The organism is Sulfidibacter corallicola, assembly GCF_017498545.1.
Classification (GTDB): domain Bacteria; phylum Acidobacteriota; class Holophagae; order Acanthopleuribacterales; family Acanthopleuribacteraceae; genus Sulfidibacter; species Sulfidibacter corallicola.
The window spans coordinates 1,506,705-1,524,558 of record NZ_CP071793.1 but is presented as its reverse complement, the minus strand read 5'-3'; the positions used below and the strand labels follow the sequence as shown (position 1 = coordinate 1,524,558).

Sequence of the window (17,854 nt, the reverse complement as noted above, 5' to 3'; positions counted from 1 at the left end):
GACATTTATTGACGAACTCCCCGAACATCCGTCATTTTAGGTTTTTAGCTTTATCATCGAACTTTACACAGTTTGTTAAATAAGAGCAACGAACAAACGGGGTGTGCGCCTAGCTTGATTTCGAGAAAGAAACAATGCGAAGCGAGCCATCATGCTGTTCTCGGCTGCCTGAGAGGGTCGTCGTGCAGGGCCGATAAGGCCAGGTAGGTGCGACCGCTGGTCGCACATTCCGAAGCTCCTGCTTCTATTGATGCTTCGCTCTTTGGCGTTTCGTATTTACGTAGGTTTGATCGCTTCGAAAAGTCGGGCCAGCGGCCATACCGGCCGTACCCAACCTGCGGCAATGGCAATCCTCACCGCACGCGGGAACTCCTCGCCTGGATTACTTCGACTAGTTCATCCGGCGGGCTTACCGCTCCTGATGCCCCTACCTGGCACGACGAATCTCTCCGCATTCGGACGCTCCAAACGCAGCTTGTTCCACCAGAGATTTTTAGCGTTACCTTCGAACTTTACATACTTTGTTTCAAGAGTGAAACACCGTTTACCCGTTGCCGGATGGGTCGTCGTGGCCCGAATCGCTCGCGGTTGAAAAAGCGGCATACAGGGTCGCATAGGTCGCGACACCGACGCCCGGCGCACGGCTTTCACTGGGACCGGCCACGTTCAGCACCCGAATCCGATGCCGACGCAGCCAGGCACGGACCCGATCGGCGGTGCTCGGCGATCGGGGATCGCAAACGAGCAAGGGTTTGTCGTAACGATCCGCGCATTGCCGGGTCCAGCCCGTGCCCGGATCCATATCGAGGTCCGCTTGCAGCAGGATCAGGGTGCCATCCGAATCCCGCACATTCCATTCGGTACGCAATGAACGCGGGATATCGGGCGCCGAGTCGGCGCACTCGCGCGGCGTCGGCATCAAACCGAACTGGCCCGGAATCTTCCCGGACTCACAGGTACTTCCCGGGGGGCACCATCCACCGGTAGCCAATCCCCGGTCGCGCGCGGCCCGCAAGCCGGCTTGGTCGACGCCCGTCTGACCGCCCGAAACGACGGTGAAGCCCTGTGCCGAACGGTGCATGAGCGCGACCCGCTATCTCTTGGCTCGGGACGGGACCCGTTCTTCGGAGGGAGCGCGCGCCTCCGCCAATCGCAGCTCGGCATCGCGCGTGTCGTAATGGGTTTTCCCCAAACGCGTTACCAGCGCATCGTAGGCCTGCTCCAGTACCGGTCCCGCCTCGCCGACACGCCCGAGCCGGAAAAGGATTTGGCCGCGTAGCGAGGCGGTGGTGTACTGCTTTTCGTGATCGGGCATGAAGGCCTCGGCAAAAATCGATTCGGCCTCCTCCACCAGCGGCAGGGCTTCTTCCGGCCGTCCCGAATCGACCAACACGTGGGCCAACGTCACGAGGGCTCCGGCGATGCCCGCGTGATTTTCCTTCAGGAACTTGCGCCGCTCGAGCAGTACCTCGCGCGCGAGCGATTCGGCTTCTTCCAGGTCACCGCGAAGTCGGGCCCAATGGGCCTTCTCGTAGCGCACGCGGACGAGGTGGCGGTTGTCCTGCAAAGTGCCCGCATCCGCTTCGGCCCGGCGCAGGAGGGACCCCGCTTCGTCGAGCTTGCCCCGCAACACCAGCAATTTCGCCAGCATCGTGCGAATGTGGGTCAGGTAGACGTGCTTGTCCTTGAGCAAACGCTCGCCCATGGCGAGACTCTCTCGGTAGTGCGATTCGGCCAGCGCCAGATCGCCGCCCAGTCGGGCCAGGTCACCGAGACCGTGGATACACTTCATGATCTGGATGTGATCGGGACCGAAAGACTTTTGGTAGCCGGCCAACGCCTGTTCCAGGATGGGTCCGGCGGCCGTGTAATCGCCGCGAACCCGAAGCAGGAACGACAGGTTGTAGCGGTGCAGGGCCACATCGGGATGGTCTTCACCGAGGAGTTCGGTCGAGATCGCCAAATTGCGTCGATACAAAGTCTCCGCTGCCTCGTAATCGCCCTCCAGGTGCAGCATCACCGCGAGATTGTTGAGCGCATGGAGGGCGGAAGGGTGCCTCTCGCCCAAGAGTTCGACATACAGGTCCAAGGCCTTGCGAAACATCGCGATGGCCTCTTGATATTCGCCCTGCATGCGTTTCAGGGCCGCAATGTTGTTGAGGCATTCGGCTACCGCGATGTGCCGTGGGCCCAGGAGCTCGGTGCGCATGTCCAGGGCGCGTCGAAAAAGCGCCTCTGCTTCCTCGTAATCGCCTTTCTTTCCCAGGAACAGGGCCAAATCATTGAGGGCAGTGGCCACGTCGGGGTGCTTTTCCCCGAAAATATCCAGATTCATGGCCAGAGCGCGGCGATACATGGGTTCGGCCGCGGCAAAATCCGTTTTGTGGTTTAAGAGAATCGCCAATTCGATGAGACTTCCGGCAACCGCCGGATGGCGATCGCCCAACAAATCGAGACGCATCGCCAACGCTTTTCGCAGCAGGTCTTCAGCCTCTGGGAAATCGCCCTTGTCATGGAGTAAAACGCCCAATTCGCTGATGGTCGAGGCCACCTCGGGATGGTTCTCCCCCAACGAAGTTTCGGCCAGGGCTCGAGCTTCGCGGTACAGAGGCTCGGCCTTTTCGTAGTCACCTCGGCCCTTGATGACGCGCCCACGCCGAATGAGACATCCGACGATGTGCGGATGGCGATCGCCAAACAGTTTCCGGTACATCGCTTCGGACTGCTCGAAGAACCGTTCCGCTTCGTCCAGATCTCCTTTATAGAGCGCTTCTTCTCCCATGGCCGCAAGGGTTCGGGCCACCTCCGAATGGGTCGGTCCGTAATGCTCGCGTTGGTCGCCCAACAGGGCCTGCAATTCTTCGATGGCGCGATCGGATAACGCCAGGGCGGACAGCAGCTCGGCCCGATCCCGCCGAAAAACCAGCCGCTCGGCGAGTGGGTACAGGTCCAGGCGATCGGCGACGGCGTCGTAGGCATCGGACGCTTGCAGGTAGGAACCGCGCAAGAACCACAAGCGGCCCTTCGCATGGTCCAGGCGAGCCCGCTTCAGCGGATCGTTCTGAGCGCCCAACGCTCCGGCCATCCGATCCAATTGCGCCTCGGCCGATTCGTAATCGCCCCGTTCCTGAAGCGTGCGCACCAGCTCCAGGCGGGCCGGGTCCAGATCGCCGCCGATACCCTCCAATCGGGAAACCGCCTGCGCCAGCAGCTCTTGCGACGCTTCGTGGTGCCCCAGCGCCCGGTAGACCCGTCCCATGGTGGTCATGAGCCGCGCCTGAACCTCCGCCTGGTCCGCCAGCACGACATCCACCTGGCGTCGGCCGTTCTCCACGACCTCGAACGCACTGACCTCGCCGCTGGGCGCCAGATCGGGATCGGCCTGCTCGAAAAGCGACACCAGGAAGTCGGTGATGTGTTCCGCCGTTCGCTTTTCCCTGGTGGCGAGATCCCGTTCCATGGTGAGCAGGGAACGCTGGTGTTGGGCATAGGCCGTAAAGAGCAGCAAAAACACCGACAATCCCAAGCCGAGGCTCACCGGCCATGGATTTCGTGCGATGAACTTGCGCAGGCGATAGGTTCGGGTGGCGGGGCGCGCCGCGATCGGCAGCCCCAACAGGAAGCCACGGATGTCCGCGGCAAGTGCTTCCACGCTGGAATAGCGTCGTTTCGGGTCCCGCTCCAACGCTTTCAACAAAATCGTGTCCAGGTCTCCGCGCAACTGTTTCGAAAAGGGGCCGAGGCTCCCCTTCTTGGGTCGGACCGTGCTGGGTTTGGCAATCGAGACCTGATCGATGAGGTGCACCAGGTCCAGGATCTGCCGCGACCTGAAGATGTAGGGGCGTCGGCCCGTCAACATTTCGTAGAGCAGGACACCCAGGCTGAAGACGTCGGAAGCGGCATTCAGCCGCATCCCCTTGATCTGCTCGGGCGAGGCGTACTCGGGGGTCATCATGCGGTCCTGGCCGACGGCCATCGTGAACTGCTCACCGGTTTCCGGATTGAGGGTGGCCGCCACGCCGAAATCGAGCAGTTTGGGCTCGCCATCGGCCATCACCATGATGTTCCATGGCTTCAAGTCCTTGTGGATCACCATCTGCTGATGGGCGTGGCTCAGGGCGTCGCAGATCTTCAGGAAGAGCTGGAGTCGCGCCTTGAAGTCCGGTTGGCGTTTCGCCAGGTAGACATCGAGGGTCTGACCCTCCACGTATTCCACGGCCAGCCAGGGTTGGCCGGAAGCAAGGATCCCCGCATCGATGAGGTGCGCGATGTTGGGGTGTTTCAGGCCCGAGAGAATTTTGCTTTCTTTCTTGAATTGGTTCAGTGCTCCTTGGTGCCAGCAAAAGAGGGTCTTGAGTGCGACCTTCAAATCCAGGTCGTCATCGCGGGTGGCGAAGTACACGTTGCCCATGCCGCCCTCGGCGATTTTCTCTTCGATGCGGAAGGGGCCGCAGCGGGCGCCGGGTTCGAGCACACCGCGCGTGGTCGAGACCTCCTCCGCATCGGCGATGGTCGCCGCATCGTCGGGCTCCTTTCCAGGCTGGGAATCGGGCTCGCTCTCACTGTCGACCGGGGTGGTGGACGCGGTCGCTTCGCGGTCCAGCAGCTCTTTGAGATGCCGACTCATGCCGGGATCGACATCGTCCGTGTAGGCGATCAACCATTGTTCCAACGATTCGGGATTCCGCTCTTGCAAGAGGTGGAAGAGTTCGCGAGCTTTTCGGGTTGATGGATCGCCGGAATCCCCTGGATCGTTCGAAGGTTTGTCGTCTGCGTCGTGCATCGTGCCTCTAGGTCGAGAAGAAGTGGGGCTTACATGTAACATTCGGTTTCGAGCGCCTCTTCCTCAAGAAGCGCCACCAACCTGCCTTTTCCTTCGTTCTCGATGCCGGAATCGCCGCGACCGATGCCGGCACGTGACCGGACACCGGCCGGCACCCGAACGGCCTGCGATGACCTGAGGCTCGAAACCCGAAACGTGCCCATCCAGTCGAACCGACCTGACCGTGGCGATCTTTCCGAGTCCGGACGGGCACCACCTATCGGCTCATGCGCTTCAAGGTGAGGTTTTCCAATACTTTCAGCGGCTGTCCGGGCATGCCCAAGGCGAACACTGCCTCGAGGGAATCCGGCCCTTTGAAGGTGTAGCTGACGCGTGCACGAAACCCGGGCGGGCCACCTTCCACCGATCGCGTTTCGATCACGAACGATTCACCAGCCTCGCCCAGCGTCACCTCGGCATTCCAGACGAAACCCTCGCCATGAAAACTCTTGACCTTGATTTGGCCACCGTCGAGATAGAAAAAGGAAATGTCTCGGTGAATGTGGAAATCGGGGCTTGGCTCCTTGGGTGGCCACATGTCGATGGTCCGTTCCACCAGGTACTTACGGCCCAACTCGAAGGCATAGGTTTTGTGGATGTAGCCTTTGCGATCGGGAAAAACGCCCAGGCCACGCCATTCACCGACCAATCGATCCAGAAGCCCGAACGGGCCGGCTTTCGCGGTCGCGGTTCCCGATTCGGCGGAACCCGGTGCGCCTTCGCCCGCCATGGCGGTTACCCCGAACAGCAGAACCCACATCAACGATGAAGAGATCGAACGCGTTCTTTTCATGACGGCTCCCTTCGACTCAAGCGTTGGCGGTACCGGCGGACTGCCGGCCGAATTTCTGGGTGGCGAAACCGACGACCGCACCGAGGATGCCGCCGGGAAGCATGATCTCGAAGTAGTGGTGCTGACCGGAGGGGTCGGGCATGAGCGCGGCCAGGTAACTGAGGAACAAACCCACGCCGAGTCCCAGAAAAATGCCCGTCCAAAGCGCTTTGCGTTTCACCGCGAAGTAGCCGATGATCACGCCGGTCACCAACCCCTTCAAGGTGGAACCCACGATGATTTGCACCATCATGTCGGCCGCCTCCGGCACAAAAAACGTAGATAGGCCATCCAGCAATCCCAGAATCCCTCCGAGCACGATACCAAGTGTCAATTTGGACATGTCTCTCTCCTTGTTGAATCGATTGACTCGGGCCCGTTCGCGCTTGTGATCATCCGCATTCTTTCGAGGAGCCAGGCTGGAACGGGCACCGACAGCGAGACGACCCACCCGCGATGGGCGCCGCCAAGAATCGCTCAATTCAGGTATTACCCAACGGTTGGAAGGTCCTTTAACTTTTCCTCAAAAAAATCAAAAGAAATCGCATCAGGAGGTAGGCACCGAGCAGCGCCAGCAGGACTTTGTTGCGCGAGCACCAGGCCGCGGCCCGACTCCAAAGCGGAGGACGGTAGGCTTGCAACGGGCGGCCATCGAGGTAGTCGGAGATCTCCTCGGCCAACGCGTTGCCATTGGCGTAGCGATGCTCGGGCAAGGTGGCGAGCGCCTTCATGCAGACGGCGTCGAGCGCCTTGGGTATCTCCGAATCACGGAAACGCGGGCGAATCACCGGCGCGTATTGCCCGTCGGGATGCTCGCGGTCCTTGGTTCCCGGTGCCTTTCCCGTCAACAGGAAGTAGAGCACGCCTCCGAGGCCGTAGACATCGGCGCGCACATCCACCGCCTGGGCCCGGCCATCGGCCTGTTCCGGGGCCATGAAGGCCGGCGTACCGGCAACCACACCCCCCTGTGTCAGTTGATCGTCTCCGGCCATCGGCGACCCCGCGGCGGATTCGCTGCCCGCCGTGGTGCCCAGGGATTTGGCCAGACCCCAGTCCATCACCAACACTTCGCCGAACGGGCCGACCATGATATTGGCCGGTTTCAAATCGCGGTGGATGATGCCCTGGTCGTGGGCGAAGGCCATGGTTTCGCAAATTTTCAGAAACAGGCGCAGCCGTGTCTGAAGATCGGGTACGTCGCGCACGTAGCGGTCGAGCGGCTGGCCGCGCACGTACTTCATGGCACAGAACACCCGACCGCACGCCAGCCGGCCCACCTCATGGATGGGCACGATGCCCGGATGCTCCAGCCGCGCCATGATGCGGGCTTCCCGAATGAGACGGGCCTCCAGTTCGCCGGAGGGATCGGGGACGTGCAGTACCTTGACGGCGGCCGGTCGCTCCAGCTCTGCGTCGTAGGCCAGGTAGATCGTGCCCATGCCCCCGCTCGCGAGTCGCTCGTGCATGCGGTATTTGGTAGAGCTCAGGTCCGGTTCGTCGATGACCCGGAGCAGGTGGTTCAGGACGCCGTCGTTCAAGGGACTCATGGTGCTTCGACACCCAGCACGAAGCGGGCCTCCGCGCGAAACTCCGCCTCCGTGGCGGTCAGCTCCCGCAATTTTTCCAGGACCGCGTTGCGAAAGCGGGAACGTACGGCGTACAGCTTGTTGGTCACCTGGGTGGTGCTCATGTCGAAACGCTCGGCCAGCAGTTGATAGGAAGGCCGCGCCTCGTCGCCCTCGTGCAGGTCGTAGGCCTCGAATACCAAGAAATCTGTCTCCTTGCCCGCTTCGGACAGGGTCGCCCGCAAGTGCTCGACCGATACGCGGTACAGCTCGCGCACCCACTCGCGGTGAAAAAACGCTTCCTGATCCAGCGCGCCGGAGTCGTCCACTTGACCCAGCTCCCGCTCGGCCGCCTCGAAATCAAAGGAGATGAACCCATAGCCCGCGCCGCGCTTGAGGCTGCCCATCTTCTTGTTCTGTTTCTGGACGAAGCGGTCGACACAGACTCTCAAAAAGGTGCGGAAACGGCCCTTGGCGGGATCGAAACCCTGGAAATAATCTTTTTCGATCGCGGCCGTGAAAAACGCCTGCGTCACGTCCCCTGCGTCGTCGAACGATTTGTGCCACTTGAAGCGCACGTACTTGTAGACCGGTTTCCAATAGGCGCCGATGATGGCCTCGAAGGAGCGTTGGCGCACTTCCTGGCTTCCACTGTTCAGGTGCTCGAACGCGGACCAACGAGTGGTTGGAAAATGCCCGCCGCCCTGGTGCCGGCCGGAAGCGGTCATGACGTCTCCTTTCGTGGTACTGGTGGTGGTCGTGTTGTTTTTATCGGAAGTCGCGGCGCATTCACAAGCCGCAAACATGCCGAAACCCCGGGAAATCGAGGGTGGCGTCTCCCAAGCGACGGGCAGATCACGAGGTTACCTAAGCGCCGCGGACCAGCGGGGTGGGCCCTCAGCTCGATTTCGAGAAAGAAACTACGCGAAGCGAGCCATCGTGGTGGTCCCGGATGCCTGAGAGGGTCGTCGGGCACGGCCGGTATGGCACGGCCGGTATGGCCAGGTAGGTGCGACCGCTGGTCGCACATTCCGAAGCCCTGCTTTCATTGGTGCTTCCCGATGCCCTGCTTTCATTGGTGCTTCCCGATGCCCTGCTTTCATTGGTGCTTCGCTCTTTGGCGTTTCGTATTATCGCAGTCTTGATCGCTTCGAAGTGTCGGCCGGGCCGGCCAACTTACTGCAATACCGACCCTCAAAGCATGCGGGAACTCCTCGCATGGATCACTTCGAAATGTTCATCCAGCGGATGAACCTACCGGGCACCACGACTCTCTCGGCATTCGGAAACTCCAAACGGATTCGTTTCCAGAGAGCCCCGGTCCAGCGGGCGAGCCCTCGGCTCGATTTCGAGAAAGAAACTACGCGATGCGAGCCATCGTGGTGATCCCGGATGCCTGAGAGGGTCGTCGTGCCAGGTAGGTGCGACCGCTGGTCGCACATTCCGAAGCCCTGCTTTCATTGGTGCTTCCCGATGCCCTGCTTTGATTGGTGCTTCGCTCTTTGGCCTTTCGTATTTTCGCAGTCTTGATCACTTCGAAGTGTCGGCCGGGCCGGCCAACTTACTGCCGTGCCGACCCTCAAAGCATGCGGGAACTCCAAGCATGGATCACTTCGAAATGTTCATCCAGCGGATGAACCTACCGGGCACGACGACTCTCTCGGCATTCGGAAACTCCAAACGGATTCGTTTCCAGAGAGCCCCGGTCCAGCGGGCGTTCCCAGCTCGATTTCGAGAAAGAAACTACGCGAAGCGAGTCATCGTGGTCGTCCCGGCAGCCTGAGAGGGTCGTCGTGCCAGGTAGGTGCGACCGCTGGTCGCACATTCCGATGCCCTGCTTTGATTGGTGCTTCCCGATGCCCTGCTTTCATCGGTGCTTCGCTCTTTGGCCTTTCGTTTTTTCGCAGCCTTGATCACTTCGAAGTGTCGGCCGGGCCGGCCAACTTACTGCCGTGCCGGCCCTCAAAGCATGCGGGAACTCCTCACATGGATCACTTCGAAATGTTCATCCGGCGGATGAACCTACCGGGCACGACGGCTCTCTCGGCATTCGGAGACTCCAAAGGGAGTCGTTTCAAAGAGAGTGCACGAAGGTCACCGTGGCAACAGGGTGGTATCGTTTCGCAGGTAAAGGAACGGAAAATTCCGCCGAGAGGTCACTGCCGGCTTCACGGGTTTTGTACAATGATCCGAGCTTTGGATTTTCGACCTTTCCCACCGACCACGACCTGCCACACAGGGCACCCACGCGGCCCAGCTCCCGCGATCCAGAGCCCATCCCCTTCTCGGGAGAACGAATCCATGCGATTGAATGAATTGAGAATCTCCGGATACCGCTCGTTGCGCCAGGTACGGCTGCCGATGAAGCGGATCAACGTGATCACCGGCCCCAACGGATCGGGAAAGAGCAACCTGTACCGCGGCCTGGTGCTGCTGGCCCGCATCGCCGACGGCGGCTTTTCGCGCGCCATCACCGAAGAGGGCGGCATGCCCTCGGTGCTGTGGGCCGGGCCACACAAAAAGGGCGTGATCCGGATGCGTCTCGGCGTGACCCTGGACGACTGGCACTACGACTTCGCCTGCGGCCCGGTGGCGCCCTCCAACGCCATCTCCTTCTTCCAACTGGACCCCGGCGCAAAGGAGGAACAGGTTCGATTGAAGTTGCGCGGCCGCCCCGCGGTGTTTCTGGACCGCAAGGGTTCGCACCTGGTGCTGCGCAACGGCGAAGGAACCATGGTGACCTATCCCGGCGACATCCACCACAACGAAGCGGCCCTGGCCGAAGTCCGCGATCCCCACTTGTTTCCCGAACTCCACGCGCTGCGGGAGGCCATGCTGAGTTGGCGCTTCTACCACCGGTTCCGCACGGACGAGCAATCGCCGATCCGCCAGGCCAAGGTCGCCACCCAGACGCCGGTCCTCTCCGCGGACGGTCACGATCTGGCCGCGGCCCTGGTGACCCTGCGCGAATTGGGACGCGGCGACCTGTTGGCCGAGGCGATCGACACCGCCTTCCCGGGTGCGCGCCTGGAAATCATCGGCGATGCGGCCCACCTCACCATCGGCCTGAGCATGCCGGGTTTGATGCGTCCCCTGCAGGCCAACGAACTCTCGGACGGCACCCTCTGCTACCTATGCCTGATCGCGGCCCTGCTCAGTCCGCGCCCGCCGCGCCTGATCGCGCTCAACGAACCGGAGACCAGCCTGCATCCGGACCTGTTGGAACCGCTGGCGAAGTTGATCGCCCACGCCAACCGCGAGACCCAAATCTGGGTGACGACCCACGCCGAGCCGCTGGCGGCGGGTATCGCGCGGTTCGCCGATGTGGAACCGGTTCGCCTGAGGCTCGAAGACGGGGAAACCCTGGTCGAGGGCCAATCACTGCTGGACCGGTGAGGCCCTCGAGCCAGGCCGCGGGACCCGCCCCGGCATCTTGTGAACCGCCAAAGGGCCCCCACCTTTTCGAGAGGCGAGCCTTGCGATTCCGTGCACGTTGACGGCTGGTCGAGAGCCGGATCACGCGTGGAACGCGACCCGGCCTCCCCTTCTTGCGGCCGGTGAAGATCTAGCCGGTCACGCCGTCGGTGTAATAGCTCTTGTGGCGGATGGCCCACCGGTCGCCCGACTTGTGTAGGGTGAGCAAGTCTCGGAACACCATTCCTCGCGCCAACACCCGCGCTTCCACCAAAGCGACCCGGCCCACCAGATCGAGGCGGAGCATTTCTTTTTGAAACGACTCGCCCCGCTCCTGCAAGGACGGGCCCGTCATGACGCGCTCGATGAAGGCCGTCGCGGTTTCGTCGTGGCCCTCGTCTCCCAGAAATCCCGTCACGTGGCTTTCCGGCATGAAGGCGCGGCTCATGAGGTCGCGATCGCTGACATAGGTTCCAAGGAAATAATCGTGGATCGCCGCCCGTACCGCGAGCTCGTCGGCCAGCACCAGCGACCCGGTCGAGCGCTGACCCACCACGTGACCCGATTCCTCGAGCCAGCCGTCGTGAAGCCACTTTTCGGTGCGCCGCCGGCCGGGAAAATCGATCCAGAAAATGTCTCGCTCGAAGGTGATCACCTCGCCGTTCCCGCCCACGATGACCCAGAAATAGAGCCCGTCGGCATGGTTGCGGTGCTTGACCTTCATCCCGGGAACCGTTCGGGCTGCGCCGTCGACGCGAATCGTTTCGTCGTGACGATCGATCCACAGCACCTCACCCTGGGGCACCAGATCGGGGGCGTACCTTTGCAGGAAGTCCCGGGCGACGGCAGCGGCCTCGTCCTTGGAGGGCAACGCCAGGTCGACGTGTTCGCGAACGAGCCGGGTCAAACCCAGCAAGCGGTTTTCGAGGGGATCGAGCACAAAACTCAGGTGCTCACCACCCAAGCCACGATCGGCGCCGTCGACGCGCGAGTGGCGCAGCCAAGCGACGGATTTCCCGTCCAGTGTCACATGATGGCGGTGGCTCGAGGTAAAGGCCTCGTCGAGAAAGGGTCGAAGGACGGTCGAAGCGTGCGCGGAATCCCGCGTGCCTTCTGCTTGGAAACGAGCCATGATGGCCTCCAAATCAAAATTTAACGTCAAGTGTAGATTTCAGTTCAAAAAAAAGAGGCTCAGCGAGCCTCGGCCGATTCGATCAGGCCCTCCAATCGCGCGATATTGCGGATCAGGTCGTCGCGGAACTGGGTGACCTCCGCCAATTGGCGATCGGCTTCCAACAGATGTTTCTGCAGGATCTTGAGCACTTCCCGTTTGCCGCGAATGCCGGTCTCGTCCTCGAAATAGAGGTTGATCACCTCGCCGATCTCGTCGAGCGACAAACCCAGCGATTTGAGCGCGGCGATCTTCTTGAGCCGTTTCAGGGTCAGCTCGTCGTAGTAGCGATAGCCGCGCCCCTCCCGGTGGCTGGGTGCGATCAACCCCTTCTGCTCGTAGAAATGGATCGTGCGATGGCTGAGCTCGGCCCGACGGGCCAATTCCCCGATTTTCATACCCAAAATCAAAACCTCACGTCAACTGTAGTTTAGTGCACATCTCTGGAGCTGTCAAACCTTCTCGCCATTATGCCAGATCCCGGGGTTGCCGCCATGTACCGAAAAATGCTGGGCGAAGATCATTACTTTCTCCCCATTCAAGAGAACATGCTGGGTGTTCTCTATTTGGACTCCCAGCAATATCCAAAAGCGGAAACACACATCAAACGAGGTCTGTCTCGTTTGGAAGCCATTTTCGAACCGACCCACAACGAAATTTTAACCGCGGTCATCAACCTCGGCGAGGTGTACAACCGAACCCAAAGGGCCGGCCAAGCCGATGCGTTGTTCGCAAAATTCTCCTCCGACGAGCCCAGCCTGCTCAACGCCGCCGTGAAGTTGCGCTGGGCCACGTCCAAGCGCCTGATGGGCGATTTCCCGCCCATCGCGGATCTGATCGCATTCGCGGCGCCCGTGTACGGCGACTACCTGGAGCCCGGTCACCGCCTGAGCATCAACCTGCTGGTCGAGCAGGCCCACGCCCTCCTTCGCTCGGGAAACGTGGAGGCAGCCCGCGAGAAGACCGAAGCGGCGGCGCGCCACATCGCCGAGCATCCGACCATCACGGCCTGGCAACTGGAACGGGCCGAAGCCGAGGTGAAGGCGCTTCGTGCTTCGCTGGACGACCGCACCCCGTGAGCGGCCCCATCGAACCTGGCCCCGAGAACTCGGACCATCGGAAGCATCGAAATCGGCGCGAAGCAACGGTCCGCGAATCCCGTGAATTCACACGAAACCTGGGTCCGGGAAGTCCGCCTGCTCTCCCGCCATGGCACGCCCTACTTCGCCCCAACCCGGACCCCGGGATGGATTGGGTCTCGCTTCTCCAATGGGTTATGATTAAAAATCCACGCCACCGAATTGGGCCGAAAAGTGAATCCGGATTTCGAAAACCCCGTATCGACGGCATTCCATTCATGAGGTTTATGCAACCCCTGGAAAGTCACATTTACATCCTTGCGGTCGCGCATCGACATCGCAAATGGAGTGAATGGGAAAACCGTACCCCTTGAACGGACTTCCTGCGACGATCGACCGCCACCACCCTATCCCGAGGAGCACCCATGAATTCGCCGAACACCGCCGTCGACACCAAAGACAAGGTGGTGCTCTGTTGCCGCCACGCGTTGAAGGACCGAAAGCCGCTGGGCGTCCAACTCGAAGGGGTCGAGCTGGTCGTGCTGCTGGTGGATGGCCGGCTCTCCGTGCTGCACGGCGTGTGTCGCCACCAGTGGGCGCTGATGAGCAACGGCCACGTGGAAGGCGATGCGTTGGTCTGTGCGGCCCACGGCTGGCGCTACGATTGTTTCAGCGGTCGGAAATCGGGCTCGGCCTCGGTGGGCCTGGCCAAGTTCGAGGCCTGGATCGAAGGCGACTCGGTGTGGATCGACCGCGACCAGGTCTTGGCTTGGAAGCGGAACGCGGCGGGCCAGGCGCCAGGGTCGGCGGACCGCACCCTGTCGATCGATGCCTTGCCGACGCCGCCCGGGGTGCCCGTCCTGGGGAACGCCCTGCAGCTCAAACCCAACCGCATCCACCAAATACTCGAAGATTGGTGTCGTCAATTGGGCGATCGTTACCGGATCCGCCTACCGGGAACCCAAATCGTGGCGCTCGCCGATCCCGAAGACGTGCGCACCGTTTTGCGAGAGCGTCCGCACCGGTTCCGGCGCTTCTCGCGCATGGCCAATGCCATCAGCGAAATCGGCGTGGAAGGCCTCTTCAACGCCGAAGGTACCGACTGGTTTCGTCAGCGCCGCATGATCGTACCCGGCTTTTCCACGCGGCGGTTGCGCGGCTTCCACGACCGCTTGACGACGATCGTGGCGCGTCTCGAGAAGCGTTGGCACCACGCCGCGACCGCCGGACGGCCCGTGGACATGCGGGCCGATTTGATGCGGTTCACGGTGGACGTGACCACCGGTCTTTCGTTCGGGTACGACTCGAATACCATCGAAAAAGAGGGCGACCTGCTCCAGGATCACTTGAACCGAATCTTTCCGGCGCTGAACGACCGCATCAACGCGCCGGTTCCCTATTGGCGCTACGTTTCTCTGCCTCGCGATCGAGCGGTGGCCAAGGCCATGACGGAGGTCAAGGGCATCATCGGGGACATGGTCGAAAAGAGTCGCCAGAGGCTTGCAGCCGCCGGTCCGGATGCCGCGCCGGAAAACGTGTTGGAAGCCATGCTGCTGTCCCAGACGGAGGCCGCGGCGCAGGAACGGCTGAGCGACGACCATCTGGTCGGCAATGTGCTGACCCTGTTGCTGGCGGGCGAGGACACGACGGCCAACACCCTGGCCTGGATGCTGTATCTTCTGCTGGAGAACCCGGCACACTTGGCGACCTTGCGCGACGAGGTGGACGATCTCTATGCCGAGGGCCGGACCCGACCGCGCTTCGAAGATTTGGGAGGGCGCCCCTTCCTGGATGCGGTCACCCAGGAGACCATGCGCCTGAAAAGCGTGGCGCCCATGCTGTTCCTCGAGGCCCTGCAGGACACGACGGTGGGCGACCTGGACATTCCGGCCGGGACGTCGGTGTGGGTGCTGACCCGCATCATCGGCCTTTCCGAGCGGTATTTTCCGGAACCCGAGGCGTTCAAACCGGAGCGATGGCTGACGGCCGACGCGGCATCGTACGGGGAGCTGTTGTTCCCGTTCGGCTACGGACCGCGATTCTGTCCTGGCCGCAACCTGGCCCTGCTGGAGATTCGGGCCTTGATGACGATGCTGTTGCGATCGTTCGACATCGAACGGGTCGCGGAGGGCGAGCCGGTGCGGGAGCATTTCGCGTTCACGCTGATGCCCTCCAGCCTCCACCTCCGGTTGTGTCCACGAACGGTGAGTTAAGGGGTTCCACGGAAAAATTTGGGCATAGGGGGCAAGAACCTTTTTGTCCACTAAAAACACGAAAAGCCACGAAAACCCAACTGCCAACATTGGCTGCCCAGTGATGCGATCGCTTCTTCGAAGGGTGTCAGGTACACATTTTTTTGTTTATCAGCAGGTTAGATCTGAAAACCAGGAATCTATTCCCGAACTCGCGGGGGAGGTTTTTCGTGTTTTTTCGTGTTTTTAGTGAACAAGGAGTGAACCGCATTGACTTCCCAGTGATGCGATCGCTTCTTCGAAGGGTGTCAGGTACACATTTTTTTGTTTATCAGCAGGTTAGATCTGAGAACCAGGATTATATTCCCGAACTCGCCGGGGAGGTTTTTCGTGTTTTTTCGTGTTTTTAGTGGACAAGCAGTGAACCGCTCAATTTTGCCCACTGAATTCATCACGCGGTAAAATGCACGGAGTCAGAACTTGGGTGCGCCCGGCGATGGCACCAACAGCACCGAGGATGAATCGCAATGACCAAAAAGAAGTTACCTCCCAAGTACCAGGAATGGATCGATGCGCGCAAAGCGCACAAACTTTCCCACGCCCAGATCGCCATGGCCCGCGAGTTGGGCATGACGCCGAAGAGCCTCCGAAAATTGAACAGCGGCCGGCATCACACTTGGAAACTGCCCCTGCCGCAGTACCTGGCGGAATGCTACGAGAAACGATTCGGCAAAACTCGACCCGACGAGGTTCTCACCATCGAACAAATCGCCGCCAAGAAGAAAAAACGCGAGCTGGAACGCAAAGCACAGAAACAGGCCAAAAAAGCCGAACTTGCCGAGACCAGCGAGGCCCAACCCCAGCTCGAAGACCAGGAACCCGAGAAAATACCGATCGAGAAAACCGAGGTCGCATCGAAGCCCTCGAAGCCCAAAGCTTCCCCCGACCCTAGATACCATCCGATCTTGTACACCAAAGCTGAAAAGCGCAAATTGCACCACTTGGGTGGGCTGCTGTATACCCGCAATCTGGATGCCGCCTTGGGTCGGTTACGCGAGAGCTTCGAAGCCTGGCACGACGGCGACATCGACGGCTTCGAATTATCGGAAGACATCCACCATTTCTACACGGGTCCCAGCCGCGAACTCTACAAACGCTTCGCTCATGCCAGCACGAGCTGTATTGAAAACGAAATCGCGCGGGGCCTCTACGAAGAAGTGCTTCCATGGGAGGAAATTCCAGAGGAGATGGTGCCGCGGTTCGAGGCTTTGGTGGAGGGCCTCCGCAGGTGGGATGAAGAAGAAATCCCGTTCTGATCCGCTCTTCCGAGATCGGCCATTTTTCCACGCGAGTGCTCAAACGAAGTGACCCGCGAAGCCTCCTTCTCTCGGCGACTTCGCGGGGCTGACCAGTCTGTCACGAATCCCCTTTCCTCGGCGAAGATCCGTGGACGACCGGTGTACGCCCTCACCTCGGGCAAGGGCGTGGGTCGGGTTGAACGGCCGGCGTTACTGGAACCAGTTGTCGCGTCCTTGAATCAAATTGTCATGGGCAGAGTCGAAATAGTCGATCGAGTACGCATAGGTGTAATTCATCAAACATACCACGGGGTCGAAATCATGGAAACACCCGTAGTTGTGTCCGATTTCATGACGCAGTGCGTAGGTGGTCGACGAAACACCCTGATCCAGGCAAACCGAAAAACCGGTGCCAGGATTGCCGTTGTAGACATAGGCGATGCCGCCCGCGTTGAATCGGGAATCCGCGGAAAAGCCCATGACCAGACCGTTCGGCAACCCGCCGGCGTCGCGGGCGAGATCGGCCAGAATCTGGGAAGCGTTGTTGCCGTTGGAGTTCCAGCTATAGTAGCCTCTCACGACCCAGTTGATCGAAAAATCCCGCCAGTAGGCGTTGTCGGCCGCTTCCACGATCTGGTAACAGCGACTCTGCCAATCGGAATGACGGGCGCGATACTCTTCGTCGGCCACGATGTAGACATCCACCGTCACGGCACGCATCATCCGCTCGTCCCCTTCGGGAAAACGCTCGTATTCATCCACTTCGTCGTACCCCTGGAAGTGAGGGCTGTTGGGATCGTAATGCGGCTCGTATACCGCCGTGAGCGACGGCGGATCCACGAAGACGGTGACGTCGTTACCGTGGGGGTCGACCGTGCGGAAGCCCTCCTCGTGATCGGCGTGATCGGCGTGGTCGTCCTGCTGCTCGGTCAAACCCTGGCCGAACATCAGCGGCGCGAAACAGAACAAAAGCATGGACAGCGCAATTGATTTCATGGTGAGTCTCTCCTCTATGATGGTTGAAAACAAGATGGAACCGGTCGGGCGGAAACGCCGACCTTATGTAAACAATCGAACAATTGATCATTTACAAATTCTTGACGTTCATCTTTTCAAACGCCACCGTGTTTTCTCCAACACTTCTAAAAACTCGTGCATGGTGATTTTCGTCACACTCAAACCACTACCAATAAATAGTTTGTATTTGAATCCAAATGGGAAAGAAAATTCCGTGAAAACGGGCACAGCCCTACGACTCTTCTGATCGCCACAGGATATGTAAAAGATATGTAAACACCATCTTCACCGAGAGCCCGACCGCAATCGCGGAATCCAGCTTCGAGAATCGGCCCCGCTTCTGTCCGGCTTCGGTTCCACTTCGGTTCCGCTTCGGTTCCGCTTCGGTTCAATCGGGACCTGATTCTCCCGATCATTCGGTTTTCGGAAGGAAGATCCACTTCGCGACGCTGGCCAATCCCACC

Annotated in this window: 13 protein-coding genes; 4 read left to right on the top strand and 9 right to left on the bottom strand. The window is 60.4% G+C overall.

The features are described 5' to 3' along the window. Window positions 1-544: 544 nt before the first annotated feature. The 6 genes from J3U87_RS04445 to J3U87_RS04420 all read right to left on the bottom strand — a co-directional run bounded on the left by J3U87_RS04445 (window position 545) and on the right by J3U87_RS04420 (window position 7,947). Window positions 545-1,081: a putative molybdenum carrier protein gene (locus tag J3U87_RS04445; protein WP_237381828.1), complete on the bottom strand. Its 537-nt coding sequence runs from the start codon at window positions 1,079-1,081 to the stop codon at window positions 545-547. Between the two features lie 12 nt (window positions 1,082-1,093). Further along, window positions 1,094-4,672, bottom strand: coding sequence for a tetratricopeptide repeat protein (locus J3U87_RS04440; protein WP_237381827.1), 3,579 nt, complete (start codon window positions 4,670-4,672; stop codon window positions 1,094-1,096). Between the two features lie 367 nt (window positions 4,673-5,039). Continuing rightward, complete coding sequence (locus J3U87_RS04435) at window positions 5,040-5,615, bottom strand: lipocalin/fatty acid-binding family protein (protein ID WP_237381826.1); 576 nt, start codon at window positions 5,613-5,615, stop codon at window positions 5,040-5,042. Between the two features lie 16 nt (window positions 5,616-5,631). Beyond that, window positions 5,632-5,997, bottom strand: a complete 366-nt coding sequence (locus J3U87_RS04430) for a hypothetical protein (RefSeq protein WP_237381825.1) — start codon at window positions 5,995-5,997, stop codon at window positions 5,632-5,634. A gap of 169 nt (window positions 5,998-6,166) precedes the next feature. Continuing rightward, window positions 6,167-7,201, bottom strand: coding sequence for a serine/threonine-protein kinase (locus tag J3U87_RS04425; protein ID WP_237381824.1), 1,035 nt, complete (start codon window positions 7,199-7,201; stop codon window positions 6,167-6,169). Further along, window positions 7,198-7,947 (bottom strand): RNA polymerase sigma factor, encoded by a 750-nt coding sequence (locus J3U87_RS04420; protein ID WP_237381823.1) that lies wholly within the window; start codon window positions 7,945-7,947, stop codon window positions 7,198-7,200. The genes J3U87_RS04425 and J3U87_RS04420 overlap by 4 nt, the downstream gene beginning before the upstream one ends. A 1,573-nt stretch (window positions 7,948-9,520) precedes the next feature. On the opposite strand from J3U87_RS04420, the gene J3U87_RS04415 reads away from it, so the two are divergent. Then, entirely contained in the window at window positions 9,521-10,615 is a 1,095-nt protein-coding gene (locus tag J3U87_RS04415) for an AAA family ATPase (RefSeq protein ID WP_237381822.1), read from the top strand. 169 nt (window positions 10,616-10,784) lie between these two features. On the opposite strand, the gene J3U87_RS04410 is transcribed toward J3U87_RS04415, so the two are convergent. Beyond that, window positions 10,785-11,765 carry a nuclear transport factor 2 family protein gene (locus J3U87_RS04410; protein WP_237381821.1) on the bottom strand — a complete coding sequence of 327 codons (981 nt, stop codon included), beginning with the start codon at window positions 11,763-11,765 and terminating at the stop codon, window positions 10,785-10,787. Window positions 11,766-11,824: 59 nt separating this feature from the next. Next, on the bottom strand, window positions 11,825-12,202 hold the full coding sequence (locus J3U87_RS04405) for a MerR family transcriptional regulator (RefSeq protein ID WP_237381820.1): 378 nt from the start codon (window positions 12,200-12,202) through the stop codon (window positions 11,825-11,827). 96 nt (window positions 12,203-12,298) lie between these two features. Here J3U87_RS04405 and J3U87_RS04400 point away from each other — a divergent pair, with 96 nt between their 5' ends. The 3 genes from J3U87_RS04400 to J3U87_RS04390 all read left to right on the top strand — a co-directional run bounded on the left by J3U87_RS04400 (window position 12,299) and on the right by J3U87_RS04390 (window position 16,391). After that, window positions 12,299-12,883, top strand: coding sequence for a tetratricopeptide repeat protein (locus tag J3U87_RS04400; protein WP_237381819.1), 585 nt, complete (start codon window positions 12,299-12,301; stop codon window positions 12,881-12,883). Window positions 12,884-13,308: 425 nt separating this feature from the next. Further along, on the top strand, window positions 13,309-15,096 hold the full coding sequence (locus J3U87_RS04395; RefSeq protein ID WP_237381818.1) for a cytochrome P450: 1,788 nt from the start codon (window positions 13,309-13,311) through the stop codon (window positions 15,094-15,096). Between the two features lie 506 nt (window positions 15,097-15,602). Continuing rightward, complete coding sequence (locus J3U87_RS04390) at window positions 15,603-16,391, top strand: hypothetical protein (protein WP_237381817.1); 789 nt, start codon at window positions 15,603-15,605, stop codon at window positions 16,389-16,391. Window positions 16,392-16,583: 192 nt separating this feature from the next. Here the strand turns inward: J3U87_RS04390 and J3U87_RS04385 are convergent, their stop codons facing one another. Continuing rightward, complete coding sequence (locus J3U87_RS04385) at window positions 16,584-17,369, bottom strand: M12 family metallo-peptidase (protein ID WP_237381816.1); 786 nt, start codon at window positions 17,367-17,369, stop codon at window positions 16,584-16,586. Window positions 17,370-17,854: the final 485 nt, after the last annotated feature.

Bases quoted from the DNA above. Each gene is read 5' to 3' on its own strand.
- J3U87_RS04445 (WP_237381828.1), bottom strand. From the start codon at position 1,081: ATGCACCGTTCGGCACAGGGCTTCACCGTCGTTTCGGGCGGTCAGACG.
- J3U87_RS04435 (WP_237381826.1), bottom strand. From the start codon at position 5,615: ATGAAAAGAACGCGTTCGATCTCTTCATCGTTGATGTGGGTTCTGCTG.
- J3U87_RS04430 (WP_237381825.1), bottom strand. From the start codon at position 5,997: ATGTCCAAATTGACACTTGGTATCGTGCTCGGAGGGATTCTGGGATTG.
- J3U87_RS04425 (WP_237381824.1), bottom strand. From the start codon at position 7,201: ATGAGTCCCTTGAACGACGGCGTCCTGAACCACCTGCTCCGGGTCATC.
- J3U87_RS04420 (WP_237381823.1), bottom strand. From the start codon at position 7,947: ATGACCGCTTCCGGCCGGCACCAGGGCGGCGGGCATTTTCCAACCACT.
- J3U87_RS04415 (WP_237381822.1), top strand. From the start codon at position 9,521: ATGCGATTGAATGAATTGAGAATCTCCGGATACCGCTCGTTGCGCCAG.
- J3U87_RS04410 (WP_237381821.1), bottom strand. From the start codon at position 11,765: ATGGCTCGTTTCCAAGCAGAAGGCACGCGGGATTCCGCGCACGCTTCG.
- J3U87_RS04405 (WP_237381820.1), bottom strand. From the start codon at position 12,202: ATGAAAATCGGGGAATTGGCCCGTCGGGCCGAGCTCAGCCATCGCACG.
- J3U87_RS04400 (WP_237381819.1), top strand. From the start codon at position 12,299: ATGTACCGAAAAATGCTGGGCGAAGATCATTACTTTCTCCCCATTCAA.
- J3U87_RS04395 (WP_237381818.1), top strand. From the start codon at position 13,309: ATGAATTCGCCGAACACCGCCGTCGACACCAAAGACAAGGTGGTGCTC.
- J3U87_RS04390 (WP_237381817.1), top strand. From the start codon at position 15,603: ATGACCAAAAAGAAGTTACCTCCCAAGTACCAGGAATGGATCGATGCG.
- J3U87_RS04385 (WP_237381816.1), bottom strand. From the start codon at position 17,369: ATGAAATCAATTGCGCTGTCCATGCTTTTGTTCTGTTTCGCGCCGCTG.